Source organism: Bradyrhizobium sp. UNPA324 (genome assembly GCF_006658635.1).
Lineage (GTDB): Bacteria > Pseudomonadota > Alphaproteobacteria > Rhizobiales > Xanthobacteraceae > Bradyrhizobium > Bradyrhizobium nanningense.
Genome location: NZ_LFJD01000004.1, coordinates 1,211,506 through 1,236,332 on the forward strand (window position 1 = coordinate 1,211,506; position 24,827 = coordinate 1,236,332).

24 protein-coding genes and 1 pseudogene are annotated in these 24,827 nt (G+C 65.5%); 12 read left to right on the plus strand and 13 right to left on the minus strand.

Going from position 1 to position 24,827, the window contains the following annotated elements; translation table 11 throughout:
- Positions 1 to 52 precede the first annotated feature (52 nt).
- On the plus strand, positions 53 to 823 hold the full coding sequence (locus UNPA324_RS05825; RefSeq protein WP_141933960.1) for a sulfite exporter TauE/SafE family protein: 771 nt from the start codon (positions 53 to 55) through the stop codon (positions 821 to 823).
- Between the two features lie 179 nt (positions 824 to 1,002).
- Here the strand turns inward: UNPA324_RS05825 and UNPA324_RS05830 are convergent, their stop codons facing one another.
- Positions 1,003 to 2,391 carry a flavin monoamine oxidase family protein gene (locus UNPA324_RS05830; protein WP_141933962.1) on the minus strand — a complete coding sequence of 463 codons (1,389 nt, stop codon included), beginning with the start codon at positions 2,389 to 2,391 and terminating at the stop codon, positions 1,003 to 1,005.
- Between the two features lie 193 nt (positions 2,392 to 2,584).
- Here UNPA324_RS05830 and UNPA324_RS05835 point away from each other — a divergent pair, with 193 nt between their 5' ends.
- Positions 2,585 to 3,559, plus strand: a complete 975-nt coding sequence (locus tag UNPA324_RS05835) for a YiiX/YebB-like N1pC/P60 family cysteine hydrolase (protein WP_141933964.1) — start codon at positions 2,585 to 2,587, stop codon at positions 3,557 to 3,559.
- Between the two features lie 303 nt (positions 3,560 to 3,862).
- Here UNPA324_RS05835 and UNPA324_RS05840 read toward each other — a convergent pair whose 3' ends face one another.
- Complete coding sequence (locus UNPA324_RS05840) at positions 3,863 to 4,138, minus strand: metal-sensitive transcriptional regulator (protein WP_024338640.1); 276 nt, start codon at positions 4,136 to 4,138, stop codon at positions 3,863 to 3,865.
- Between the two features lie 64 nt (positions 4,139 to 4,202).
- Between UNPA324_RS05840 and UNPA324_RS05845 the strand changes: the two genes are divergently transcribed.
- The 3 genes from UNPA324_RS05845 (at position 4,203) to UNPA324_RS05855 (ending at position 8,169) form a co-directional block, all read left to right on the plus strand.
- Positions 4,203 to 6,668, plus strand: a complete 2,466-nt coding sequence (locus UNPA324_RS05845; RefSeq protein ID WP_141933966.1) for a heavy metal translocating P-type ATPase — start codon at positions 4,203 to 4,205, stop codon at positions 6,666 to 6,668.
- Between the two features lie 134 nt (positions 6,669 to 6,802).
- A complete protein-coding gene (nikR, locus tag UNPA324_RS05850) occupies positions 6,803 to 7,255 on the plus strand; it encodes a nickel-responsive transcriptional regulator NikR (RefSeq protein ID WP_128921143.1) in 453 nt (150 codons plus the stop codon).
- A 173-nt stretch (positions 7,256 to 7,428) separates the two neighbouring features.
- Complete coding sequence (locus UNPA324_RS05855) at positions 7,429 to 8,169, plus strand: sulfate transporter family protein (protein WP_141933968.1); 741 nt, start codon at positions 7,429 to 7,431, stop codon at positions 8,167 to 8,169.
- A gap of 24 nt (positions 8,170 to 8,193) precedes the next feature.
- On the opposite strand, the gene nth is transcribed toward UNPA324_RS05855, so the two are convergent.
- Positions 8,194 to 8,976, minus strand: coding sequence for an endonuclease III (gene nth, locus UNPA324_RS05860; protein ID WP_181769302.1), 783 nt, complete (start codon positions 8,974 to 8,976; stop codon positions 8,194 to 8,196).
- A 22-nt stretch (positions 8,977 to 8,998) separates the two neighbouring features.
- On the opposite strand from nth, the gene UNPA324_RS05865 reads away from it, so the two are divergent.
- Both UNPA324_RS05865 and UNPA324_RS05870 read left to right on the plus strand, forming a co-directional pair.
- Entirely contained in the window at positions 8,999 to 9,529 is a 531-nt protein-coding gene (locus tag UNPA324_RS05865; protein WP_141933970.1) for a DUF2244 domain-containing protein, read from the plus strand.
- 54 nt (positions 9,530 to 9,583) lie between these two features.
- A pseudogene (locus UNPA324_RS05870) lies at positions 9,584 to 10,479 on the plus strand (methylated-DNA--[protein]-cysteine S-methyltransferase).
- Positions 10,480 to 10,606: 127 nt separating this feature from the next.
- Here UNPA324_RS05870 and UNPA324_RS05875 read toward each other — a convergent pair.
- From UNPA324_RS05875 to dnaK, 8 genes are all read right to left on the minus strand, one after another.
- Positions 10,607 to 11,230, minus strand: a complete 624-nt coding sequence (locus UNPA324_RS05875; RefSeq protein WP_128921139.1) for a 2,3-bisphosphoglycerate-dependent phosphoglycerate mutase — start codon at positions 11,228 to 11,230, stop codon at positions 10,607 to 10,609.
- Between the two features lie 23 nt (positions 11,231 to 11,253).
- Positions 11,254 to 12,069, minus strand: coding sequence for a 4-hydroxy-tetrahydrodipicolinate reductase (gene dapB / locus UNPA324_RS05880; RefSeq protein ID WP_164936475.1), 816 nt, complete (start codon positions 12,067 to 12,069; stop codon positions 11,254 to 11,256).
- 178 nt (positions 12,070 to 12,247) lie between these two features.
- Positions 12,248 to 12,559 (minus strand): DUF1330 domain-containing protein, encoded by a 312-nt coding sequence (locus UNPA324_RS05890; RefSeq protein WP_141933973.1) that lies wholly within the window; start codon positions 12,557 to 12,559, stop codon positions 12,248 to 12,250.
- A 23-nt stretch (positions 12,560 to 12,582) separates the two neighbouring features.
- Positions 12,583 to 13,293 carry an orotidine-5'-phosphate decarboxylase gene (pyrF, locus tag UNPA324_RS05895; RefSeq protein ID WP_141933975.1) on the minus strand — a complete coding sequence of 237 codons (711 nt, stop codon included), beginning with the start codon at positions 13,291 to 13,293 and terminating at the stop codon, positions 12,583 to 12,585.
- A gap of 6 nt (positions 13,294 to 13,299) precedes the next feature.
- On the minus strand, positions 13,300 to 13,878 hold the full coding sequence (locus tag UNPA324_RS05900; protein WP_128921136.1) for an NADPH-dependent FMN reductase: 579 nt from the start codon (positions 13,876 to 13,878) through the stop codon (positions 13,300 to 13,302).
- 57 nt (positions 13,879 to 13,935) lie between these two features.
- Positions 13,936 to 14,535 carry a class I SAM-dependent methyltransferase gene (locus UNPA324_RS05905; RefSeq protein ID WP_018323496.1) on the minus strand — a complete coding sequence of 200 codons (600 nt, stop codon included), beginning with the start codon at positions 14,533 to 14,535 and terminating at the stop codon, positions 13,936 to 13,938.
- 88 nt (positions 14,536 to 14,623) lie between these two features.
- The gene (gene dnaJ / locus UNPA324_RS05910; protein WP_128921135.1) at positions 14,624 to 15,751 is read right to left on the minus strand and encodes a molecular chaperone DnaJ; all 1,128 of its coding nucleotides are present in this window, start codon (positions 15,749 to 15,751) and stop codon (positions 14,624 to 14,626) included.
- A gap of 260 nt (positions 15,752 to 16,011) precedes the next feature.
- Entirely contained in the window at positions 16,012 to 17,913 is a 1,902-nt protein-coding gene (gene dnaK, locus UNPA324_RS05920; protein ID WP_141933979.1) for a molecular chaperone DnaK, read from the minus strand.
- 394 nt (positions 17,914 to 18,307) lie between these two features.
- Between dnaK and UNPA324_RS05925 the strand changes: the two genes are divergently transcribed.
- Together UNPA324_RS05925 and pncA are read left to right on the plus strand one after the other, a co-directional pair.
- A complete protein-coding gene (locus UNPA324_RS05925; RefSeq protein WP_181769303.1) occupies positions 18,308 to 19,249 on the plus strand; it encodes a hypothetical protein in 942 nt (313 codons plus the stop codon).
- Between the two features lie 218 nt (positions 19,250 to 19,467).
- Entirely contained in the window at positions 19,468 to 20,190 is a 723-nt protein-coding gene (pncA, locus tag UNPA324_RS05930) for a bifunctional nicotinamidase/pyrazinamidase (RefSeq protein WP_141933983.1), read from the plus strand.
- A 148-nt stretch (positions 20,191 to 20,338) separates the two neighbouring features.
- Here pncA and grpE read toward each other — a convergent pair whose 3' ends face one another.
- The gene (gene grpE / locus UNPA324_RS05935) at positions 20,339 to 20,956 is read right to left on the minus strand and encodes a nucleotide exchange factor GrpE (protein WP_128921130.1); all 618 of its coding nucleotides are present in this window, start codon (positions 20,954 to 20,956) and stop codon (positions 20,339 to 20,341) included.
- Positions 20,957 to 21,054: 98 nt separating this feature from the next.
- Complete coding sequence (gene hrcA, locus UNPA324_RS05940; RefSeq protein ID WP_128921129.1) at positions 21,055 to 22,143, minus strand: heat-inducible transcriptional repressor HrcA; 1,089 nt, start codon at positions 22,141 to 22,143, stop codon at positions 21,055 to 21,057.
- A 167-nt stretch (positions 22,144 to 22,310) separates the two neighbouring features.
- Here hrcA and rph point away from each other — a divergent pair, with 167 nt between their 5' ends.
- From rph to hemW, 3 genes are read left to right on the plus strand one after another with little or no spacing between them, the layout of a single operon-like run.
- A complete protein-coding gene (gene rph, locus UNPA324_RS05945) occupies positions 22,311 to 23,024 on the plus strand; it encodes a ribonuclease PH (RefSeq protein ID WP_128921128.1) in 714 nt (237 codons plus the stop codon).
- A gap of 11 nt (positions 23,025 to 23,035) precedes the next feature.
- Positions 23,036 to 23,671 carry an RdgB/HAM1 family non-canonical purine NTP pyrophosphatase gene (rdgB, locus tag UNPA324_RS05950; RefSeq protein WP_141933985.1) on the plus strand — a complete coding sequence of 212 codons (636 nt, stop codon included), beginning with the start codon at positions 23,036 to 23,038 and terminating at the stop codon, positions 23,669 to 23,671.
- Positions 23,658 to 24,812, plus strand: coding sequence for a radical SAM family heme chaperone HemW (gene hemW, locus UNPA324_RS05955; RefSeq protein WP_141933987.1), 1,155 nt, complete (start codon positions 23,658 to 23,660; stop codon positions 24,810 to 24,812). Before rdgB ends, hemW begins: the two co-directional genes overlap by 14 nt.
- Positions 24,813 to 24,827 lie beyond the last annotated feature (15 nt).

Here is a 24,827-nt window from a genome sequence, read left to right on the forward strand (position 1 = left end):
CGAAAAGTGTGAAGCGGTTTTCGGACAACGTCATGCTCCAGAAACATAGAGCATGACGTTCGCGGACTTCCTTCCGAAGGACGTCAGCCTCACCATTGCGATGGCGCTCTGCGCCGTCGCTTTCGTTTCGGGCACTGCACGCGGCTTCTCCGGTTTCGGCGCCGCGCTGATCTTCATGCCGCTGGCGAGCAGCATCGCCGCGCCGCGGCTGGTCGCCGCTCTGCTGCTCGTCATTGATTTCGTCTCGGCAGCACCGCTGCTGCCGCACGCGTGGCGGAAGGCCGACCGCAAGGCTACCGCCGTGATCGTGCTGGGCGCGCTGGTCGGCGTACCCGTCGGCACCTATTTCCTCAGCGTGCTCGAGCCCGTCACCACGCGCTGGATCATCTCCTGCTTCGTCGCCGCGCTCCTGCTTCTGCTGCTGTCGGGCTGGCGCTACCGCGGCAAGGACCACGCCTGGCTCGCGGTCGGTATCGGCGGGCTCTCCGGCTTCTGCAGCGGCCTCGCGCAGACCGGCGGGCCGCCGATCGTCGGCTATTGGCTCGGCCGCCCGATCGCGCCGATCGTCGCGCGCGCCAACATCGTGCTGTTTTTCGGCGCCGCTGATTTCTTCTCGATGATCAGTTACGCGACCACGGGGCTGATCTCACGCGAGTCGCTCGCGCTTTCGCTGATCGTCGGCCCGGTCTATGCGCTCGGCGTCGCGTTCGGGGCCTCGCTGTTCGGACGCGCCAGCGAGCGAGTATTTCGCGGCATCTGCTACGCGCTGATCGCGATGGCGGTGATCGCCGGGCTGCCGGTGCTGGATGGCGTGCTGCGGTAAACCACCGTGTCGTCCCTGCGAACGCAGGGACCCATAATCCCGGTCAGCGTCTATCGCGCGAAGCTGACAACTCCGAGTCTTCGTAAAACCACTTCCTGTGGTTATGGGTCCCGGATCTGCGCGCGCCTTGGAGCGCGCTTGTCCGGGACGACAGCGGAGTTTGTGGCGAGTTGAGTGCCCTACTTCCGTGGCACGCGGCGCTTCTTCGTCGACTGCGTCGGCATGTCGGCGGGCTCGTCCTTGAGCGCGCCGATCTTGCGCAAGGCCGCGTCCGCGGCGCGCTCGCCGCTTTCCCAGGCGCCGTCGACGGTGCCCCACAGCGTCTCGTGGGTGGCCTCGCCGGCGAGGAACACATTGCCGATCGGCTCTGCCAAAATCTTTCGCGAGAGCTGGCCGCCGGGTGAAGCCGCCGACATCGCGCCCATCACGTAAGGCGAGGCATTCCAGCGCGTGGCGCTGGTCTTCTGCACGGCGGCCGCAGCCTCGCTGCCGAACAGTTTTGTGATCCATTCCCTGGCGAAGGCGGCCATCGCCTTCTCGCCCTGCTCGGAAAGTTCGCGGCCGAACGTGCCGCCGACATCGATGGAGCAGAGCGAGGAGCCGCCGATATTGGCGAACATCAGCGCCGTGCGCGTCGAATTGCTCTGCTCGATCAGGATATCGTCGCGCGACAGGCCGAGCGGGTTGCCCGGCAATTGCAGCATGATGCGATCGTAGCTGCCGAGGCCGAGTTTTGACGCCGCGTCCAGTGTGCGCTTGGGAATATCGGGCGTGAACTTGATCGCGCCTGACGTCAGCACGTTGGTCGAAACCGTGACGATGATCGCGCGCGCGGCGATCTTGCCGGCTGGCGTCTCCACGCTGACGTCGCGGTTACTCCAGGCTACGCGGCTCACCGGGCTCGACAGCGCCACCGGTGCCTGCTCGCCGAGCTTGGTGATCAGCGTGCCGAGGCCCTGACGGCAGGCGATCGCCGCGTTGCGGTCCTGCGCGCGCCCCTTGTCGATCGCGGAGAGGTCTTTCAGGTCCTTGCCGGCAAAGCTCGCGCCCAACATGAACTCGGCCGCGCCCGCCCAGTCGCCGAGATCCTTTGGCAGCACGGACGCGCAGGAGGTATCCAGCTTTCCCCGCGCGGCCTCGTCGATGGCGCGGTTGGCGCGCACCAACGCCGCCAGGAACTGCTCGGTCTCGCCCGCACGCGCGTTGCGGCGGCCGATACGCATCTTCTGGCCGGACGGCGCCGGCAGCACGTCGAGCCCGGCACTGCGCGCCAGCCGGATCATCGGATTGGTGTCGGGATTGTGCATCCAGCGCGCACCGCGGTCGAACGGCGTGTCGAAGGTCGTGCTGTCGGTGATACAGCGGCCGCCGATCTGGGACGCCGCTTCCACTACGACGACCTTGCGGCCCGACGCCATGATGCGCCGCGCCGCGGCGATTCCCGCAGCCCCCGCCCCGACCACTACGATGTCGGCCTCGCGCGGCAGGCTGGCTGCGCTTGCGCGCAGGACCGGCATCGCGGCAACAGCCGCCGACGCGACAAGGAAACCGCGGCGCGTGATTGTCATGTCATGGTTTCCGAGGACTTGCGGCGAACGGGAACAGTCAGTGAACCTTGCCGCATCTGATGTTGCACGGCAACCATCATGGTGAATCAATCGTGCTTGACCTCACGGATTGATGAACCGAATTGCAACACGTTTCGACCATGATAGAGAAGGGAAAAAGACGGCCGGAAAAGGCCGTGGGGGGGAGTTGGAAATGGGGACGGTCCTAGATTCAGTCGGCAAGCTGATTGCCGCGTACCTCTCCAAGGAGGTGCCGGGCTACGAGCCGTTCACACCGAGCGACCCGGAGCACCTGCGCGGCGTCATCGAGCCCGGCGACGTGCTGCTGATCGAGGGCAACAACCGCATCTCCGGCATCATCAAATATCTGACGCAGTCGACCTGGTCGCATGCCGCGCTCTATGTCGGCCCTGTCGAGGGCGCCGTGGAGCCCGACGGCGAGCCGCATGTGCTGATCGAAGCCAATATCGGCGAAGGCGTCACCTCTGCGCCGCTGTCGAAATATTTCCCGTATCACACCCGCGTCTGCCGCCCGGTCGGGCTGTCCCATGAGGATCGCACCACGGTCTGCCGCTATGCGATCAACCGCATCGGCTTCGGCTACGACACCAAGAACATCGTCGACCTCATGCGCTTCCTGTTCCCGCTGCCGGTACCGCAGCGCTGGCGGCGACGCATGATCGCGATTGGCTCGGGCGATCCGACCAAGATCATCTGCTCGGCGCTGATCGCGCAGGCGTTCGACGCGGTGCGCTACCCGATCCTGCCGAAGATCACCAAGGCCGGCAGCCGCGCCGCCCGCCGCGAGATCCTGCACATCCGCGATTCCTCGCTCTACATGCCCCGCGACTTCGACATCTCGCCCTATTTCGAGGTCGTCAAACCCACCATCGTGCACGGGTTCGACTACACCGCGCTGCACTGGGCCGACAAGCAGAAGCCGCTCGAGGAGGTAGCGGGCACATTCAGTGTGTTTCCAGAAACGATCAGTGCGCCGCCGCTCGTTCCTGAAGCGATTGACCAAGAGGCGCCGGATGAGGTTCCGGCTGAGCAAGTGAGTGCTCAGCCTGCGGCAGCCGAAACCGTCCCCGAACATGTCCCGCTGCTGAAGAAGCTGGCGATGTACCGCCCGAGGCGCCGTGGCCCGGCGCGCGAGCGGGCGGCATAGGTCGTCCCTGCCTGGTGCGCAATTGCGCACGGGCGCAGGAACCCAGACCGCGTGATCTATCGCGTGCGGACGGTAGCAGTACCGATCGAGAAGTCTTCGCCAAACCTCTCCCTGGGGCTATCGCGACGAGCGTAGGCGCTCGCGCGCAGGTCCCTGCGTTCGCAGGGGCGACACCTGGGGTTTGAGTGCGATCTCGCGCCTCAACATCCGTCATTGCGAGGAGCTCTTGCGACGAAGCAATCCAGACTACCTCCTCGGAGACGGTCTGGATTGCTTCGCTGCGCTCGCAACGACGGTGGAGACCTACCGCTCCGCCCGTCCGATCACCGCCATCAGCTCCGCGATCTTCTCGCGTTGGTCGGCCTTGTCGCCGCTCGCGATGGCGTGCTCGACGCAATGGGCGACGTGATCCTTCAGGATCTCCTCCTCGACCCGGCGCAGCGCGGCCCGCACCGCCGAGATCTGCGTCACGATGTCGATGCAGTAGCGGTCCTCCTCTACCATTTTCGAGAGGCCGCGAACCTGGCCCTCGATCCGGCCGAGGCGTTTTCCGACAGATGCCTTGATGTCTTTGCGCATGAGGTTTATATACCCCTACCGGGTATAGGTTGCAAGACCTGGGCACAAGCGCCGGAGCAAGGCTATGAACGAACACGGGCATCATCACGACGCGAACGGACATTCCGGATGCGGGTGTTCAGCCAAAACGGAAGTGACCGAGGCGACAGCGGCCAAGCCGGCGGCGTCCTCCTGCTGCGGCGGGCACGGCGATCACGCCGATGACGCTCATCATCACGCGCATGACCCTGGTGAGGGCGTGACGAAGGTCAAAGATCCTGTCTGCGGCATGAGCGTCGATCCCGCGACCTCGAAGCACCAGCTCACACATCACGGCGAGACCTTCCATTTCTGCTCGGCCGGCTGCCGCACCAAGTTCGCCGCCGATCCCGCCAAATATCTTGCCAAGGAGAAGGCGCCCGAACCCGAGATGCCCGCGGGCACGATCTACACCTGCCCGATGCACCCCGAGATCCGCCAGGTCGGCCCGGGCACGTGCCCGATCTGCGGCATGGCGCTGGAGCCGGAAGTCGCGAGCCTGGAGACCGGCCCCAATCCCGAGCTCGCCGACATGACGCGGCGGTTCTGGATCGGCGGCGTGCTGTCACTGCCGCCCGTGGTGCTGGAGATGGGCGGCCATCTCGCGGGTCCACACAATTGGATCGATGCGGCGCTTTCGAACTGGATCCAGCTCGTCTTCGCCACCCCGGTGGTACTGTGGGCCGGCTGGCCGTTCTTCGTCCGCGGCTGGCAGTCGCTGCTGACACGCAACCTCAACATGTTCACGCTGATCGCGATGGGTACGGGCGTTGCCTATGTCTACAGCGTGCTCGGCACCGTCACGCCGCAGATCTTCCCTGCCACGTTCCGCGCCCATGAAGGTGCGGTCGCCGTCTATTTCGAAGCCGCCGCCGTCATCACCGTGCTGGTGCTGCTCGGCCAGGTGCTGGAGCTGCGCGCGCGTGACGCCACCTCGGGCGCGATCAAGGCGTTGCTTCAACTGGCGCCGAAGACCGCGCGACGCGTCGATGCCGATGGCAGCGAGCACGAGGTCGAGATCGATACGCTTCATGCCGGCGACCGCTTGCGCGTTCGGCCTGGTGAGAAAGTGCCGGTCGACGGAATCATTCTCGAGGGACGCTCGTCACTCGACGAATCCCTCGTCACGGGCGAATCCATGCCTGTCACCAAGGAAACCGGCGCAAAGGTCATTGCCGGCACGCTGAACCAATCGGGTAGCTTCGTGATGCGTGCCGACAAGGTCGGCCGCGAGACGCTGCTGTCGCAGATCGTACAGATGGTCGCGGATGCGCAGCGCTCGCGCGCGCCGATCCAGCGTCTGGCCGATCAGGTCGCCGGCTGGTTCGTGCCGATGGTGATCGTCGTCGCTCTCGCGGCCTTCGCCGCCTGGGCCTGGTTCGGACCGGAGCCGCGGCTCGCCTTCGGTCTCGTCGCCGCCGTCAGCGTGCTGATCATCGCCTGCCCCTGTGCACTGGGCCTGGCGACCCCGATGTCGATCATGGTCGGCGTCGGCCGCGGTGCGCAAGGCGGCGTGCTGATCAAGAACGCCGAGGCGCTGGAGCGGATGGAGAAGATCGACACGCTGGTGGTCGACAAGACCGGCACGCTGACCGAGGGCAAGCCCAAGGTGGTCGCGATCGTGCCGGCCGCCGGCTTTGCGGAAGATGACATCCTGCGGCTTGCGGCCAGCGTCGAGCGCGCCAGCGAGCATCCTCTGGCCGACGCGATCGTTCGCGCAGCCAAGGAGAAGCAGCTTGCCTTCGGCCAGGTCGAGCATTTCGACTCCCCGACCGGCAAGGGCGCCACCGGCAAGGTCGACGGCAAGACCATCGCGCTCGGCAACGCGAGATATCTCACCTCGATCGGAATCGACACGGCGACACTCGACGCCGAGGCCGAGCGGCTGCGCGGCGACGGAGCCACCGTGATCAACATGGCCGTCGATGGCCGGCTTGCCGGCCTGTTCGCGATCGCCGATCCGGTCAAGGCCTCGACCCCGGAGGCACTGAAGGCGTTAGCTGCCGAAGGCATCAAGGTGATCATGCTGACCGGCGACAACCGCACCACGGCGGAAGCGGTGGCGCGCCGGCTCGGTATCGCCGAGGTCGAGGCCGAGGTGCTGCCGGATCAGAAGAGCGCGGTGGTGACCAAGCTGCAAAAGGCCGGCCGCATCGTCGCGATGGCCGGCGACGGCGTCAACGACGCGCCCGCGCTGGCCGCCGCAGAAGTCGGCATCGCCATGGGCACCGGCACGGATGTCGCGATGGAGAGCGCGGGCGTGACCCTGCTCAAGGGCGATCTCGTTGGCATCGTCCGCGCCCGAAAACTGTCGCAGGCGACCATGAGCAACATCCGCCAAAACCTGTTCTTCGCCTTCATCTACAATGCCGCCGGCATTCCGATCGCCGCCGGCATCCTCTATCCGGCGTTCGGCTTGCTGCTCTCGCCGATCATCGCCGCGGCGGCGATGGCACTGTCCTCGGTCAGCGTGGTCGGCAATGCGCTGCGCCTGCGTGCGACGCAGCTGTAGGGAAGCCGCGTAGCCCGGACGGAGCGCTAGCGAAATCCGGGAGTCCTGCCCACATCGGCAACGTCCCGGATTGCGCTTCGCTCCATCCGGGCTACGGTTCACGGAACGCAGGCGAGAGGTGCGGGGAATATCTGATGCAGCGAATTACCATCACGATCGAGGACGACCTGTTGGCGGAGATCGACGCGGCGGCGGAAGCGCGCGGTTACCAGAATCGCTCCGAGATCATCCGCGACCTCGCGCGCGCCGGTCTGCAGCAGAGCACCGAGGACACCGCGCAGACCGGCCCCTGCGTCGCCGGTCTCGTCTATGTCTACGACCACGCCGCCCGCGATCTGTCGAAACGACTGGTGCAGGAATTCCACGGCCATCACGACCTCGCGCTGGCGACCCTGCACGTCCATCTCGACGACAACAATTGCATGGAGATGACGGCGCTGAAGGGGTCGGCGGATGAGGTCAAGCATTTCGCCGACCACATCATCGCCGAACGCGGCGTCCGCTACGGCCGCGTGGTGATGATCCCGACGGGCGAGGGGAAGCCGGCGAAAGCGCGGAAGCACGGGCACGGCCATCGGCATGAGTAGGCGGGCTTGCGCGCCCCGGACGCAGCGCAGAGCTTCTTCAGCGGTGCGCCGCAGAGCAGCGTTCCACGCTACACCGCGTCCGGGACACGGCCGTGTCTTGGACAACCAACCTCCCTTGCCGAAGCCGCATTGGGTGTCTACCTCTCGCGGGTCGTTTCGTGAAAGGGTCTCCCATGCTGGATGCCGCCGTGAAGGCGCTGTCGCAAATGATCTCGCCGCCGATGCGCTCGATCCTGTGGCGATCGATCGGGCTTGCGCTCGTGCTGATCATTGTGCTGGCGATCGGCTTGCAGCGGCTGCTCAGCTGGTTTGCGACCTCTGGCGAGGTCTGGCTGGAAGGCCTGCTCGGGCCGGGCTGGCACTCCTCGCTCGACGTCTTGTCCTGGATCGTTTCGATCGCGGCGGGCCTCGGCGTCGTGTTCGGCGGCATCTTCCTGATGCCCGCGATCACCTCGCTGGTGGCGAGCCTGTTCGTCGACGACGTCGCCGACATCGTCGAGCGCGAGCATTATCCCGCCGAGCAGCCGGGCGTCGCGCTGCCCTTCAGCCAGGCGATCCTCGAGGGCGTCAAGACCGCGCTGTTGACGATTTTGGTCTATCTCGCCGCGCTGCCGCTGGTGTTGTTCGCCGGCGCGGGCTTCCTGATCTTCTTCCTCGCCGCGGCCTGGCTCCTTGGCCGCGAATATTTCGAGCTCGCGGCGATGCGCTTCCGCCCGCCGGAGGAAGCCAAGGCGATGCGGCGCGACAATGCCGCGACCATCTTCACCGCCGGGCTGTTCATCGCCGCCTTCGTCTCGATCCCAATCGTCAATCTGGCAACGCCGATCTTCGGCATGGCCTTCATGGTCCACATGCACAAGCGGCTGTCAGGTCCGCGGCCCGAGCTGATCGCGCCGGCACGGCAGATGCGGTGATGACGCGGGCCGCGGCGCCGTCGCTCAGACCGTCTTCTCCGGCCAGCGGCAGAGATCGTTGATCAGACAGACCTCGCAGCGCGGCTTGCGCGCGAGGCACGTATAGCGGCCGTGCAGGATCAACCAATGATGGGCATGCAGCATGAATGCGGCCGGGATCACCTTTTCCAGACCAAGCTCGACCTCCAGCGGCGTCTTGCCGGGCGCTAGCCCGGTGCGGTTGCCGACGCGGAAGACATGCGTGTCGACCGCCATGGTGTGCTCGCCGAAGGCCATGTTGAGCACGACGTTGGCGGTCTTGCGGCCGGCGCCGGGCAGCGACTCGATTTCGGCGCGCGTGCGCGGTACCTCGCCGCCAAACTCGCTGAGCAGCTTGGCCGACAGCGCGATCACGTTCTTCGCCTTGGTGCGGTAGAGGCCGATGGTCTTGATGTAGTCGCGCAAGCGCTCCTCGCCGAGGTCGAGCATCTTCTGCGGGGTGTCGGCGACCTCGAACAACGCGCGCGTCGCCTTGTTGACGCCGGCATCGGTCGCCTGCGCCGACAGCACCACGGCGACCAGCAGCGTGAACGGATTGAGGTGCTCGAGCTCCCCTTTCGGTTCCGGGTTGGCTTTGCGGAAGCGGCTGAAGGCGTCGTGGACCTCCGCCGGGGTCCAAGGTTTTAAGGAGCTGGGTTTGGTGGCTTTGAGCGATTTTTTCGCTGGGGCCGTTTTCTGAGCGGGCTTGGGCTTCGCGACGGCGGCCCTGGCCGTCTTCTTCGGCGCGGGCGCTTTGCGCGGAGCCGGCTTGCGGGTGATTTTCGCCATGATCGGGATATACTGACGGACGATGAGCACAGGCAACGAAATTGAGCGCGGCGAGCCTGATCAGCGCGAAGTGCAGATCTTCTCCGCACTGCTGACGCCGCACCGCTCGCTGAACCGCACCGGCTTCCTCGCCGTGATGCTGTTCCTGAGCGTGGTCAGCTTCGTCACCGGCCTCGTCTTCCTGATGATGGGCGCCTGGCCGGTGTTCGGTTTCTTCGGCCTCGACGTGCTGGTGATCTGGTGGGCCTTCAAGGCCAACTTCCGCGCGGCTCGCGCGCGCGAAGAGATCACCGTCACGACGAGCGAATTGCGCGTGCGGCGCATCAGCCACCACGGCCAGGTGGCCGAATGGACGTTCAACCCGCTCTGGGTCCGCCTCGACATGGAGGTCGACGAGGATTTCGGCATCGAGCATCTCTACCTGATCTCGCGCGGCCACCAGATCCAGATTGCCCGATTCCTGGGGCCAGAGGAAAAAGCAAGTTTTTACAAAAGCTTGGTTGAGGCGCTCAATGCCGCCAAGCGCGGCCCGACCTACAATTCGGTGACCTGAGCGCAGTCAGAAATCGGGTGGTTTCCCAGCCGCCCCTCTCCTACATTTCCGGTCATGATGACACTCGCCATACATGACCAGCGCCTGACCAAGCCGGGCCCCCAGAACGCCGCGTTGCGCGACTACGATTCGGTGCGCCGGGCGATCGCCTTCATCTCGGAGAACTGGCGCGCGCAGCCGACCATCGAGGCGATGGCGGATGCGGCCGGCGTCACGCCGGATGAGCTGCACCATCTGTTCCGCCGCTGGGCCTCGATCACGCCAAAGGCCTTCATGCAGGCGCTGACGCTCGATCACGCCAAGGGCTTGCTGCGGGACTCCGCGAGCATCCTCGACGCCGCGCTCGATTCCGGCCTGTCGGGTCCGGGCCGGCTGCACGATCTCTTCGTCACGCACGAAGCCATGTCGCCAGGCGAATGGAAGAACGGCGGCGCCGGGCTGACGCTGCGCTACGGCTTTCATCCCTCCCCGTTCGGCACTGCGATCGTGATCGCGACCGACCGCGGCCTGTCGGGGCTTGCCTTCGCCGACCACGGCGAAGAGAAGATCGCGCTCGCCGACATGACGCGGCGCTGGCCGAACGCCACCTATGTCGAAGACCACGAGGCACGGCGCCGCTCGCCGCGCGCATCTTCGACACCAGACTGTGGCGGCCGGACCAGCCGCTGCGCGTGGTGATGATCGGCACCGACTTCGAGGTGCGGGTATGGGAGACGCTGCTGAAAATCCCGATGGGCCGCGCGGTGTCCTATTCCGACATCGCCTGCAACATCAACAGCCCGAAGGCCTCGCGCGCCGTCGGTGCGGCGGTGGGCAAGAACCCGGTCTCGTTCGTCGTGCCCTGCCATCGCGCGCTCGGCAAGAGCGGCACGCTCACCGGCTATCATTGGGGCATCACGCGCAAGCAGGCGATGCTGGGCTGGGAAGCCGGGCAGCTGGGGATGCAGTAGTCGAGATGCCGTAGGGTGGATTAGCCCTGCAGATGCGCAAAGCGCAGCTGCTCGGCGTAACCCACCTCTTTAATCTCTGCGAGAGATGGTGGGTTACGCTGCGCTAACCCACCCTACGAGACCGGCCCTACCCCGCCAGATCCAGCTTCGACGCCACGGTCGAATCCGCATTGAGGCGATAGATGATCGGCACGCCGGTGGCGAGCTCGCGCTTCAGGATGCCTTCGGGCGAGAGCTTCTCCAGCACCATGATCAGCGCGCGCAGCGAATTGCCGTGGGCGGCGACCAGCGTGCGCTTGCCGTTGAGCACGCCGGGCAGGATCTCCTGCACGTAATAGGGCAGCGCGCGCGCGAGGGTGTCCTTCAGGCTTTCGCCGCCGGGCGGCGGCACGTCGTAGGAGCGGCGCCAGATCAGCACCTGGTCCTCGCCCCATTTCTTGCGGGCGTCGTCCTTGTTGAGGCCGGAGAGATCGCCATAGTCGCGCTCGTTCAGCGCGAGGTTCTTCGAGGTCGGCAAGCCTTCTTGACCGAGCTCACCGAGGATGATGTCGAGCGTGTGTTGCGCGCGCGTGAGAACCGAAGTGAAGGCCACGTCGAACACGAGGCCCTGTGCCTTCAGCTTGCGGCCGGCTTCCGTGGCTTCCTTCACGCCGAGCTCGGTGAGATCAGGATCCTTCCAGCCGGTGAACAGGTTCTTCAGATTCCATTCGCTCTGGCCGTGGCGCACGAGCACGAGAAGACGTTCGCTCATTGACTGCTTTCCGTTAGTTTCGATCAGATATCGGCGAGGCCGAGCACGTCGGCCATGGAATAGTGCCCCGGCTTCTTGCCGTTGGCCCACAGCGCCGCCTTCAGCGCGCCATGGGCGAACAGCATGCGGTCCTCGGCCTGATGCGACAGCGTCAGGCGCTCGAAGGGGCCGAGGAAGGTCACGCTGTGGTCGCCGGCGACGGTGCCGCCGCGCAACGAGGCGAAGCCGATATTGCCCGGCCTGCGCGCGCCGGTGATGCCGTCGCGGCCTCGCTCGGAATGGTCATCGAGGGTGACGCCGCGGCCGGCCGCTGCGGCCTGGCCCAGCATCAGCGCGGTGCCGGAGGGGGCGTCGACCTTCATGCGGTGATGGGTTTCGACGATCTCGATGTCAAAACCCTGATCGAGCGCCTTGGCGACGCGCTTGACCACCGCGGCGAGCAGGTTGACGCCCAGGCTCATATTGCCTGACTGCACCACGACGGCGCGGTTGGTGACACTCTTGATCACGGCGTTGTCGGACATTGAGAGTCCCGTCGTGCCGACGACATGGACGATGCCCCGCTGGGCGGCGATCGCGACATTGGCGATGGTGGCGGCCGGCACGGTAAAATCGAGAATGCCGTCGGCCTCCTTCGACATCGCCCAGAGATCGGCCGAGAGCTTGATGCCGTTGGCGGGCAATCCCGCGAGCACGCCGGCATCCTTGCCGAGCAGCTCCGAGCCCGGCGCCTCCAGCGCACCCGCGAGCACCGCGCCTTGGCTCTCGGCAATCGCCCGCACCAGTGCGCGGCCCATCCGGCCGCCGGCCCCAGCAACAATCAAGCGCATGTCGGACATGGTGTGATCCTCTTCGCCGCCGTTGTAGCGGGGGGATGAAGTTCCGGCAACCGAGGGGGACAGCGGCGGCACGTTCGGGGCGGCTCGCAGAGCCGAACCCGGAATCTCGAGATTCTCAGGTGCGCAATTGCGCACCGGGGTTCGATGCTTCGCATCGCCCCATAATGACGGCCTCCTCTCAGCCGTCCTGCGGTTGCGGGCCGTCATAGCCCTCGATGATGATGAGATCGGCAACCGAGTGCGGCTGGCGCACCTTGATGTTGGCCTGGTATTCCGGCGAATTGAAGCAGGCGATCGCGGTCTCGTAGTCCGGGAATTCGATCACGACGTTGCGGGTCCGGCTGGCGCCTTCGACGGTGGTGAACTTGCCGGCGCGGACGACGAAGCGGCCGCCCCATTTCCTGAAGATCGGACCGTTGGCGACGGCGTAGGGCTTGTAGCCCTCGTCATTGTTCACGTCGACGCGCCCGATCCAGTAGCCCTTTGCCATTGCTCTTCTCCCTGTGTTGTTGATCAGCCAAGCGCCTGCGCAATCTCGGCCTGGATGGCGTCTGCGACGGCCTTGGGATCAGCGGCTTCCACGATCGGACGTCCGACGACGAGATAATCGGCGCCGGCGGTGATCGCGCGGCCCGGCGTCATGATGCGCTTCTGGTCGCCGGTCGCCGAGCCTGCCGGCCGGATGCCCGGTGTGACGAGGTGCATCTGGTGGCCGACGATCTTGCGCAGAGCACCAGCTTCCTCCGGCGAGGACACCAGACCGTCGATGCCGAGCACCTGCGCCTGCTGCGCGCGCGCCTCGACCAGCTCGGAGACGCCGAGCCGATAGCCGGCCGCGTGCAGGTCGTCCTCGTTGTAGGAGGTCAGCACCGTCACCGCGAGGATCTTCAGGCTCGAATTGCCGCGGCCTTCGACCGCGCCCTTCATGGTCTGCGGATAGGCGTGCACGGTCAGGAAGGTGGCGCCGAGCCTGGTGATGCTCTCGACCCCCTGCATCACGGTGTTGCCGATGTCGTGCAGCTTGAGATCGAGAAAGACCTTCTTGCCTTTGTCGGCGAGCTTGCCGACCAGCGGCAATCCGCCGGCATAAGCGAGCCGATAGCCGATCTTGTAGAAGGTGACGCTGTCGCCGAGACGGTTGATAGTCGCCTCCGCGGCATCGACGCTGGGCAGATCGAGCGCGACGATCAGGCGGTCCTTTGGAGCGATCTCGGCTGGCGTCATGTCACCTCACATCATGCGTTGGGAAATGTCGATCAATTGCGCGACCAGCTCCTTCAACGCGGCGATATCGCCCTCGTTCTTGAGCTTGTCCATATCGTCATAGGCCTGGTCGGCAAAGCCGAGCGTGAGCTGGCTGGCAATCACATTGGCGTGGCAGGAGGTCAGGATCAGCCGCAGCGCCTGCAGCGCGCGCGCCGCACCGAGCCGGCTCTGCGAGGCGCCGGCAAGCGCGAAGGCGCGGTTGCGGAACACATCGCCGCGCGCCTCGTGCAGCTCGTGCACGCGGCTGACCCAGTCGATCGCGTTCTTGAGCAGCGGCGGCACCGAGGCGTTGTATTCGGGCGTGACGAACAGCACGCCGTGATGGGCGCCGATCATGCGCTTGAGATTGATCGCGTGCTTGGGCACGCCGGATTTGGCCTGGAGATCGCCGTCGTAGATCGGCAGCGGAAAATCGGCGAGCGAGATGCGGGTGACGTCGACGCCGGCCCGGGCAAATTCATAGGCAGCGACCGCCGCCAGCTTCGCATTGTGCGAGCCGGTGCGCAGCGAGCCGGGAATGACCAGGATTTTCGGTGCGGACATCCGCTTCCATACGTTCGGCGAAACAAGCCCGCCGCGCAGAGAAGGAAGCCGGCGGAATTAGTCCTTGCGATACACCCAGACGCGGGCCGGCGGAAGGTTCATCCAGATCCGTTCCGAAGCCTCTGTGGACACGCCGGGCAGCGATTTCGGGATCGGCGGCACCACCGCATAGGTGAACTGGACGAAGGGCGCGCCGGGCGCCAGCGCCGTGAAGGCATCGCGGATCAGCCGCAGCCGCGTCAGCATCGGTTTTGTCACGAGCGGCAGGCCGGAGACGACCGCACTGGCCGGCGCGCTCAGGACGTTCCAGAGCGTGTCCCGCAGGCGATAGGCATCCCCCTGCACCACCTTGGCCTGCGGATAGCGGTCGCGCAGCAGCGCGCAGAAGCCGGGATTGTATTCGACGAGGACGAGACGTTTCTGGTCGACTCCGCGCTCGATGAGGGCGGAGGTGATGGCGCCGGTGCCGGGCCCGAGCTCGACCACGGGCGCGTCCGAATCGACATCGACGTAATGGGCCATGGTCCGGGCGAGCAGCTTGCCCGACGGCATCACCGCGCCCATGTGCAGCGGCTTTTCGATCCACGATCTGAGAAAGCGCACCTCGTCGTCGAGACGAGGCTTCTTCAACGCACGCGCGGACGATGGCAATGGCATGTCTGGACCGGACGGGACCGCGGGACCGCGGCGTGTCAGAAAATGGTCATAAAGACGTATAGGCCGAAGGCGGCACGGTCAAGCCGAGTCAACTCGCCCGATTACCGAAGAAATCCTTGACCTTGGCGAAGAAGCCCTCGGATTCCGGCTGGGTGTTGCCGGAGGACAGCTTTTCGAACTCGGCCAGCAATTCCTGCTGCTTCTTGGTGAGGTTCTGCGGGGTCTCGACCACCACCTGAACATACATGTCGCCCATCTGGCGCGACCGCAGCACCGGCATGCCTTTTGATGCAATGCGGAATCGGCGGTTGGACTGGGTCCCGGCCGGCACCTTCACCTTGGCCTTGCCCTTCTCGATGGTCGGCACCTCGAATTCGCCGCCGAGGGCGGCCGTCACCATCGAGATCGGCACACGGCAATGCAGATCGGCGCCGTCGCGCTGGAAGAATTGGTGCTGGGCCAGCGACAGGAAGATGTAGAGGTCGCCGGGCGGGCCGCCGCGGACCCCGGCCTCGCCTTCGCCGGCGAGCCTGATCCTGGTGCCGTCCTCGACACCCGGGGGAATGTTGACCGAAAGATTCCGCTCGCGGGTGACGCGGCCCTGGCCCGAGCAGGACGGGCAGGCATCCTCGATCATCTGGCCCCGGCCCTGGCAGCCTGGACAGGTCCGCTCCAGCGTGAAGAAACCCTGCGACTGCCGCACGCGGCCGGCGCCGCCACAGGTCGAACAGGTCTTCGGCTTGGTTCCGGCCTTGGCGCCGATGCCCGAGCAGGCCTCGCAGGTGACCGAGACCGGAATCTCGATCTGCGCGGTCTTGCCGCCAAAGGCTTCCTCGAGCGTGATTTCCATGTTGTAGCGCAGGTCGGCGCCGCGCTCACGACCGCCGCGGCCGCGCTGTCCGGCCATACCGAACAGGTCTTCGAAAATGTCGGAGAACGAGGAGGCGAAGCCCGCGCCGAAGCCGGCGCCGCCACCGCCCTGCTCGAAAGCGGCATGGCCGTAACGGTCATAGGCGGCGCGCTTGTCCTTGTCTTTCAGGACCTCGTAGGCCTCGTTGAGTTCCTTGAACTTGACTTCGCTGGTCTCATCCCCCGGATTGCGGTCGGGATGGAATTTCATCGCGAGCTTGCGGAACGACGACTTCAGCTTGCCTTCGTCGGCGTCGCGTTCGACCTCGAGGGTCTCGTAGTAGCAGCGCTTGGTGGACGTGGACATGTCGGACTCGGTCTATCCAATCGCGATTCAAGTTGGAGCAAAACGACGTCGCCACGCAACGATATAGGCAGCCTTCCGCCTTGTGGCAGAGGGCAGCATGCCTGCGTTCAGCATAGCGGCTGGGAATTGATTGATCGTAACGGGCACGATTGAAACAGAATGTTGGCCCGTCGAGCCCGACGCGACGGCCTCCCCCGTAAGGGAGGAGGCCGGTAGCGCGTGTGGGGTCCAAGCCGTCCGCATCGTGACCCTCTCGGGGCTTAAGCGGACTTCTTGTTGTTCTTGTCGTCGTCGACCTCGGTGAATTCCGCGTCGACGACGTCGTCCTTGGCCGCATCCTTCTTGGCGTCGGCCTCGGCCTGCTGCTTGTACATGGCCTCGCCGAGCTTCATCGAAGCTTGAGCCAGCGTGTTGGTCTTGGCCTTGATCGCCTCGGCGTCGTCGCCCTTCAGCGCTTCCTTGAGGTCGCTGACGGCGTCCTCGATGGCGCGGCGCTCGCTCTCGGCGACCTTCGAACCGTGCTCGGCCAGCGCCTTCTCGGTCGAATGCACCAGGCCATCGGCCTCGTTCTTGGCGGTGACGGCCTCGCGGCGCTTCTTGTCCGCCTCGGCATTGGCCTCGGCGTCCTTGACCATCTTCTCGATGTCGGCTTCCGACAGACCACCGGAGGCCTGGATGCGGATCTGCTGCTCCTTGCCGGTGGCCTTGTCCTTGGCCGAGACGTTGACGATGCCGTTGGCGTCGATGTCGAAGGTCACCTCGATCTGCGGCATGCCGCGCGGAGCCGGCGGAATGCCCATCAGGTCGAACTGACCGAGCATCTTGTTGTCGGCCGCCATTTCACGTTCGCCCTGGAAGACGCGGATGGTGACCGCGTTCTGGTTGTCCTCGGCGGTCGAGAACACCTGGCTCTTCTTGGTCGGGATCGTGGTGTTGCGGTCGATGATGCGGGTGAACACGCCGCCCAGCGTCTCGATGCCCAGCGACAGCGGGGTCACGTCGAGCAGCAGCACGTCCTTGACGTCGCCCTGGAGCACGCCGGCCTGGATCGCAGCGCCGATCGCCACGACTTCATCCGGGTTGACGCCCTTGTGCGGCTCCTTGCCGAACAGCTGCTTGACGACTTCCTGGACCTTCGGCATGCGCGACATGCCGCCGACCAGCACGACTTCGCCGATCTCACCGGCGGTGACGCCGGCATCCTTCAGCGCCTTGCGGCAGGGCTCGACGGTCTTCTGGATGAGGTCGTCGACCAGCGCCTCGAACTTGGCGCGGGTGAGCTTCATCGTCAGATGCTTCGGACCGGTCTGGTCCGCGGTGATGAACGGCAGGTTGATCTCGGTCTGCGTCGTCGAGGATAGCTCGATCTTGGCCTTTTCAGCGGCTTCCTTCAGGCGCTGCAACGCGAGCTTGTCGTTGCGCAGGTTGATGCCCTGCTCCTTCTGGAATTCGTCGGCGAGATAGCCGACCAGGCGCATGTCGAAGTCTTCGCCGCCGAGGAAGGTATCGCCGTTGGTCGACTTCACCTCGAACACGCCGTCGCCGATTTCGAGAATGGAGATATCGAACGTACCGCCGCCGAGATCGTACACTGCGATGGTGCCGGCCTTGGTCTTGTCGAGGCCATAGGCGAGCGCGGCCGCGGTCGGCTCGTTGATGATGCGCAGCACTTCGAGGCCCGCGATCTTGCCGGCGTCCTTGGTCGCCTGGCGCTGGGCGTCGTTGAAGTAGGCGGGAACGGTGATGACGGCCTGGTCGACCTTCTGGCCGAGGTGGGCTTCCGCGGTCTCCTTCATCTTCTGCAAGATGAACGCCGAGACTTGCGAGGGCGAGTAGGTCTGGCCGTCGGCCTCGACCCAGGCATCGCCGTTGGAAGCCTTCACGATCTTGTAGGGGACGAGCTTCTTGTCCTTCTCGACCATCGGGTCGTCGTAGCGGCGACCGATGAGGCGCTTCACTGCGAAGAAGGTGCGCTCGGGATTGGTAACGGCCTGGCGCTTGGCCGGCTGGCCGACGAGGCGCTCACCGTCGTCCGTGACGGCGACGATCGAGGGCGTCGTGCGCATGCCTTCGGAATTCTCGATGACTTTGGCGTTCTTGCCATCCATCACGGCGACGCACGAATTCGTGGTGCCGAGGTCGATCCCAATGACCTTTCCCATGGTCCTGATATCCTTCTTTTTGCGGCAGGTTGGCTGGGCCCAGAAGGCACCCAAACCGAAACCCCCTAAGATCAAACATCCGCGATATTGCGATGATTGACGCTCATATAGGAGGGGGGGAGGGGCCCGCAAGGACCGAAGCTAGGTTTCTGCCGCTAAAACATTGGGTTTTGGAAGATGATATCCGGGCTCGACCGCCCTTGCGGGTGAGGAATTATTAACAGGTTCGGGCTCCGGCAAGCCCCCGCTACCGCAAGCCCGCCCGCCCTGTCGCCGCAAGCCCAAACCCGGTAAAAGGCGGACCGGCCGGACAGCCGCCAGAGCTGCTTCGCGCGACAAAGCGGCCCGGTGGCCGACCATCGAACGGTCTCAATGTGAACCAATCAGAGTGCCCATGAAGCTGATCCGCCCCCTCGCCGCGCTCGCCCTTCTCGCCGCCTCCGCGCTTCCGGCCCTCGCTGCCGACGCCGTGTTTCCGCCCGGCTTGCGCCTCGGCATGGTGCCGCTGGTCGGCCTCAACACGGCCAAGACCTTTCCGGGCTTCGAGAGCGAGGACGGCAGCGTCAAGGTGCTGATCACCGAGCTGCCGCCGGCCGCCTATGGCGAGGTCGTGAGCGCCTTCAATTCCAATCCGGCCGGAGCGAGCGGCGTCAAGCAGGATAAGGTCGAGACCCCCGCGGGTCTTGCCTATTTCACCACTGAGACCGGCAAGGCCGGCGACAGCCCGGTGAAGCGCTATTCGATGATCGTGCCGGGTGCCGGCTTCTCCGGCTATGTCGCGGTGCAGATCCCGGAGAACGCAACCAAGATCTACACCGACGAGGCGGTGCGGCAGATGTTCGCGAGCGCCACCACCCGCAAGCAGGTCTCGGCCGAGGAGCAGATCGGGCTGATGCCGTTCAAGATCACCGATCTTGCCGACTTCAAGGACATCCGCACCCTGGCGCCGGGGAGCAGCATCATCCTGGCCGACGGCAACGAGGGCTCGGGTTATGAATCGAAGCCGTTCATGATCCTCGGCGTGATCGGCGCGACCCCGCAAGCCGCCGACGACCGCGCCCGCTTCGCCCAGGAGGCCGCGCTGCAAATCCCCGGACTGCGCGAATCCCGCGTCACCATGTCCGAGCCGATCCGCATCAATGGCCAGCAAGGCTTCGAGACCAGGATCGACGGCGTCAGCGGCAAGGACAAGACGCCGGTGACCGTGGTGCAGTGGATTCGTTTCTCGGGCAGCGGCGCCTCGCTGCGCATCATCGCCAGCGCTCCGCGCGACCAGTGGCAGGCCGCCTTCACCCGCTTCCGCGCCGTGCGCGACGGAATTCAGCCGAAGGGTTGAGCGCATCCACGAGCTGGATGCGCTCCCTCCCCCGCCTGCGGGGAGGGATGGGGAGAGGGTGTCTCCGCAATCAAGACCCCCCAAGAGGAGAAAACCCTCACCCGACGCGCGGGACGAGCGCTTAGCCGCTAACCAAAGCCGGCTGCATTTTCGGGCTTCTGTTCGCTCGCGCGCAGAATTAGGCTTCGCCTCGATTGGCTCACAAGGGGAGGCGAACGATGCTGGATCGGCGACAGATTTTGGCAATGCTTGGAACGACGGCGCTCGCGACTCTCGCGCCAACCGCGCTGTTTGCGGCCGCATCGATCAAGCCGGACGAGGCCTCCGCGCTGCTCGTGATCGACGTGCAGAACTGCTTCCTGCCCGGCGGCAGCCTTGCCGTGAAGGAAGGCGAGCAGGTGGTGCCCGTCATCAACAAGATCTCGAAGGCGTTTGCGAACGTGGTGATGACACAGGACTGGCACACACCAGGCCACATTTCGTTTGCCTCAGTCCACTCCGGCAAGAAGCCGTTCGAGACCGTCGACCTTCCCTACGGCAAGCAAGTGCTGTGGCCCGATCATTGCGTGCAGGGCACCGACGGCGCGGCGCTGTCCAAGGACCTTGCGATCCCGCACGCCGAGCTCATCATCCGCAAGGGTTTTCACAAGGACGTCGACAGCTATTCGGCCTTCCTCGAAGCCGACGGCAAGACCTCGACGGGCCTTGCCGGATATTTGAAGGCGCGCAAGATCAAACGCGTCTTCGTCGCAGGGCTCGCGACAGACTTCTGCGTTGCCTGGACCGCGCTCGACGCGCGCAAGGCAGGCTTCGAAGTCTATGTGGTGGAAGACGCCTGCCGCGGCATCGACACGCAGGGTTCGCTCGCAAAGGCCTGGGCCGACATGGCCAAGGCCGGCGTGAAGCGGATTCAATCTGCGGATATCGCGGCGAGTGCGTAGGACACGCAACACTGCAAAACCCTCGTCCCGAGGAGCGCGCTACTTCGCGCGCGTCTCGAAGGATGAAGGCCCCCGCTGCGGCACCTTGGCCTTCATGGTTCGAGACGCCGCGCAAGGGCGCGGCTCCTCACCATGAGGGTCTGAGGATTCAGTTCGCCGCGCTGCTGGATTCATTGTTGTTCGCCGCGGGCGCGGGCTTTACGCCGCCCTTGGCGACGCCGACCAAAGCCGGACGCAGCACGCGATCGCCGATGGTGTAGCCGGCCTGCATGATCTGGACCACGGTGCCCGACGGCACCGACGGATCGGGCACTTCGTACATCGCCTGGTGGAAGTTCGGGTCGAACTTCTGGCCCTGCGGATCGAGCTTCTTCACGCCATGCTTTTCCAGCGCGTTGAGCAGCGACCGCTCGGTGAGCTCGACGCCCTCGATCAGCGAGATCAGGCCGGGATCGGCCGTGGCACGGGCCTCGGCCGGAACGGCATCGAGCGCGCGCTGAAGATTGTCGGCGATGTCGAGCACGTCGCGGGCAAAGCCGGTGATGCCGTAGAGGCGGGCGTCAGCGACTTCCTTGGTGGTCCGCTTGCGCAAGTTCTCCATCTCGGCCAGCGTCCGCAGCATGCGATCGCGCGCCTCGGCGACTTCCTTCTGCAAGGTTTCAACCGAGCCGGGCTCGGGATCGTCGGGCATGATGTAGGGCTTTGACACCACGGGCTCGCCAGTCGGCGCAGCCGCGTCTTCGGGTTGCCGGTCTCGATCGGTCATCGGCTCTGTTCTCGAACTTGTTCCAAGGGATTTTGCTGGCCCGGATATCGTGCTTCGGGCGTCGAAAATCAAGCGCCCGTGATCGGTTCAAACGCCGGTCAGCCCCCCAGCAGGCGACTGACGATGCGGGCGGCGTAGTCCACGGTCGGGATCACGCGGGCATAATTCAGCCGCGTCGGGCCGATCACGCCGAGGACGCCGACGATGTGGCCGGCGGCATCCCGATAGGGCGAGATGATGGTGGACGACCCCGACAGCGAAAACAGCTTGTTCTCGGAGCCGATAAAAATGCGCACGCCCTCGGCGGTCTCGGCCCGGCCGAGCAGATCGATCACGCCGCGCTTGGTCTCGAGATCGTCGAACAAGAGGCGCACCCGCTCCAGATCCTCCAGCGCGTGCAGATCTTCGAGCAGATTGGCGTGGCCGCGCACGATGAGCTGGCGGTCCTCGTTCTCGCCGCCGGACCAGCTGGCGATCCCGGCTGAAATCACCTTCTGTGCGAGCTGATCGAGCTCGGCGCGGGCCTCGCCCAGCGCAGTCTCGAGCTCGAGCCGCGCCTCGGCCAGGGTCCGGCCGCGGATGCGGGCGTTCAGGAAATTGCCGGCTTCGGTGATCGCCGAGGAGGGAACTCCGGGGGGCAGTGCCAGCACGCGGTTTTCGACCTGACCATCCTCACCGACGAGGATGACCAGCGCTTTCTCCGGTTCCAGGCGGACGAATTCGATGTGCTTGAGCCGCGCATTGGATTTTGGCGTCAGCACCACCGCCGCAGCCCGCGTCAGTCCGGATAGCCGCGTCAGCGCCTGGTCCAGCGCCGCCTCGACCGAGTGCGCCTGACCTACGGACGTGAGCTGGCTCTGGATTGACTGCCGTTCGGCCTCGTTGAGGTCGCCGACCTGCATCAAGGCATCGACGAAGAAGCGCAGGCCGAGTTCCGTCGGCAGCCGGCCGGCGGAGGTGTGGGGCGCATAGATCAGGCCGAGCTGTTCCAGATCGGCCATGACGTTGCGGACCGAAGCCGGCGACAGCGGCATCGCGATCAGGCGCGAGATATTGCGCGAGCCCACAGGCTCACCGGTCGCGAGGTAACTTTCGACAATTTGACGAAAGATATCGCGGGAACGCTCGTTGAGCTGGGCGAGGCCTGCGCGCGGCGCGATCAGATGGATCGGATCGTGATGGGCCACAGCGGTAACTCCTCTCAGATCCTCATAATTTGTCCATCCCGGGCGCTTCTGACAAGCGTTGCGTTTGCAGCCCCGGAATCAGGGGCTGAATAAGCCCTTGCCGCCCACCCTCACCCCACCTACAAGCACCGCGAACAGCCTTTCCCGTTGAGTTTTGGAGGATTTCCATGCGGCCAAGCCGCCGTGCGCCCGACGAATTGCGCCCCGTGACGCTGGAGCGCGGCGTGGTCAAATATGCGGAAGGCTCGTGCCTGGTGAAGTTCGGCGACACCCATGTGCTGGTCACGGCCACGCTGGAAGACCGCCTGCCGCCGTGGCTGAAGGGTCAGGGCCGCGGCTGGGTCACCGCCGAATACGGCATGCTGCCCCGCGCCACCTCGGAACGCACCCGCCGCGAGGCCGCCGCTGGCAAGCAGAGCGGCCGCACCGTCGAGATCCAGCGCCTGATCGGCCGCTCACTTCGCACCATCGTCGATCTCGAAGCGCTCGGTGAGCGTCAGATCACGGTCGATTGCGACGTGCTACAGGCCGACGGCGGCACCCGCACGGCCTCGATCACCGGCGCCTGGGTCGCACTCGCCGATTGCATCAACTGGATGAAGGCGCGCAACATGATCAAGGCCAACGTCATGCGCGACAACGTCGCCGCGATTTCCTGCGGCATCTACAACGGCACGCCGGTACTGGATCTCGACTATGCCGAGGATTCGGAAGCCCAGACCGACGCCAATTTCGTCATGACCGGCGACGGCCGCATCATCGAGGTGCAGGGCACGGCGGAACGCGAACCGTTCACGGAAGCCGAGTTCCTGGCGCTGATGGCGCTGGCCCGCAAGGGCGTTGCGCGTCTCGTGGACTTGCAGAAACTGGCTGTCGCGTAGTCAATAGGCCCATGCACCGCCGAATCACCGGAAAGCTCGTCATCGCCACCCATAATCCCGGCAAGCTTGCCGAGATGCGGGAGCTTTTGGCGCCCCACGGCGTCGAGGCGGTGTCGGCCGGTGACCTCGGGCTCGGCGAACCGGATGAGACCGGCACCGATTTCCGCAGCAACGCCGCGATCAAGGCGATCGCGGCGGCGCAGGCGACCAAGCTTCCCGCTTTCGCCGACGATTCCGGCATCGTGGTCGACGTACTCGACGGTGCGCCCGGCATCTACAGCGCGCGCTGGGCCGGCCCGGCCAAGGACTTCAACGCGGCGATGGCGCAAATCGAGCGCCTGTTGCAGGAGCGCGGCGCCACCACGCCGGACCGCCGAACAGCGCATTTCGTCTCCGCGCTCTGCGTCGCCTGGCCCGACGATCATCTCGAAGAGGTGGAGGCGCGCGTCGACGGCACGCTGGTCTGGCCGCCGCGCGGCACTGCCGGTTTTGGTTACGACCCGATGTTCCTGCCGGATGGCCATACGCGCACCTTCGGCGAGATGGAGAGCATCGAGAAGCACGGGCTGCCGCCGCTCGGTCTCGGCCTGTCGCACCGTGCGCGCGCCTTCGTGAAACTGGCGGAGATCTGCCTTGAGCCGCGCTAAGGAAGCCTTCGGCGTCTACGTGCACTGGCCGTTCTGCCTGTCGAAGTGCCCCTATTGCGATTTCAACAGCCATGTCCGCCACGCCGCGATCGACGAGGTACGCTTCGCCTCCGCCTTCGCGCGAGAGATCGCAGCCACCGCCGAACGTGCGCCCGGACGCGAGGTCACCTCGATCTTCCTTGGCGGCGGTACGCCGTCCCTGATGCAGCCCGCAACGGTCGGCGCGGTGCTCGATGCGATCGGCAAGCACTGGAGCGTTGCAGGCGACGTCGAAGTCACGCTCGAAGCCAATCCCACCAGCGTCGAAGCCACGCGCTTTGCCGGCTATCGCAGTGCCGGCGTCAACCGCGTCTCGCTCGGCGTGCAGGCGCTCGATGATGCCTCGCTGAAAGCGCTGGGCCGCATGCATAGTGCGCGCGAGGCGCTCGATGCCGTCGCCATCGCACGGCGCTCGTTCGACCGTTATTCGTTCGACCTGATCTATGCCCGCCCCGACCAGACGCCGTCGATGTGGGCCGATGAACTGCGTCTCGCCATCGACGAGGCGGCTGAGCACCTGTCGCTCTATCAATTGACGATCGAGGAAGGCACGCCGTTCTTCGGCCTGCATCAGGCCGGCAAATTGAAGACGCCGGATGAAGCGGTCGCGCGCGCGCTCTACGACGTCACGCAGGAGACCTGCGACAAGCTTGGGCTACCCGCCTATGAGATCTCCAACCACGCGCGGCGCGGCGCCGAGTGCCGGCATAATCTGGTGTACTGGCGCGGCGACGAATATGCCGGCATCGGCCCCGGCGCGCACGGCCGCCTCGACATTGACGGTATCAGGCACGCCACCGCCACCGAGAAGCGACCCGAGGCCTGGCTGATGCGGGTCGAGACCAACGGCCATGGCATCATCACCGACGATCTCCTCAACAGCGAGGAACGCGCCGACGAGTTCCTGCTGATGGGATTGCGGCTCGCGGAAGGCATCGACCCCGAGCGCTACAAGGCCCTCGCCGGCCGTCCGCTCGATCCCCGTCGTATCGCGCTCTTGCGCGAGGAAGGCGCGATCACGGTCGATGCGACCGGACGGCTGCGCGTGACCAGCAGCGGTTTTCCCGTGCTGGATGCGGTGGTCGCGGATTTGGCGGCGTAACGAGCTCTCGTAGGG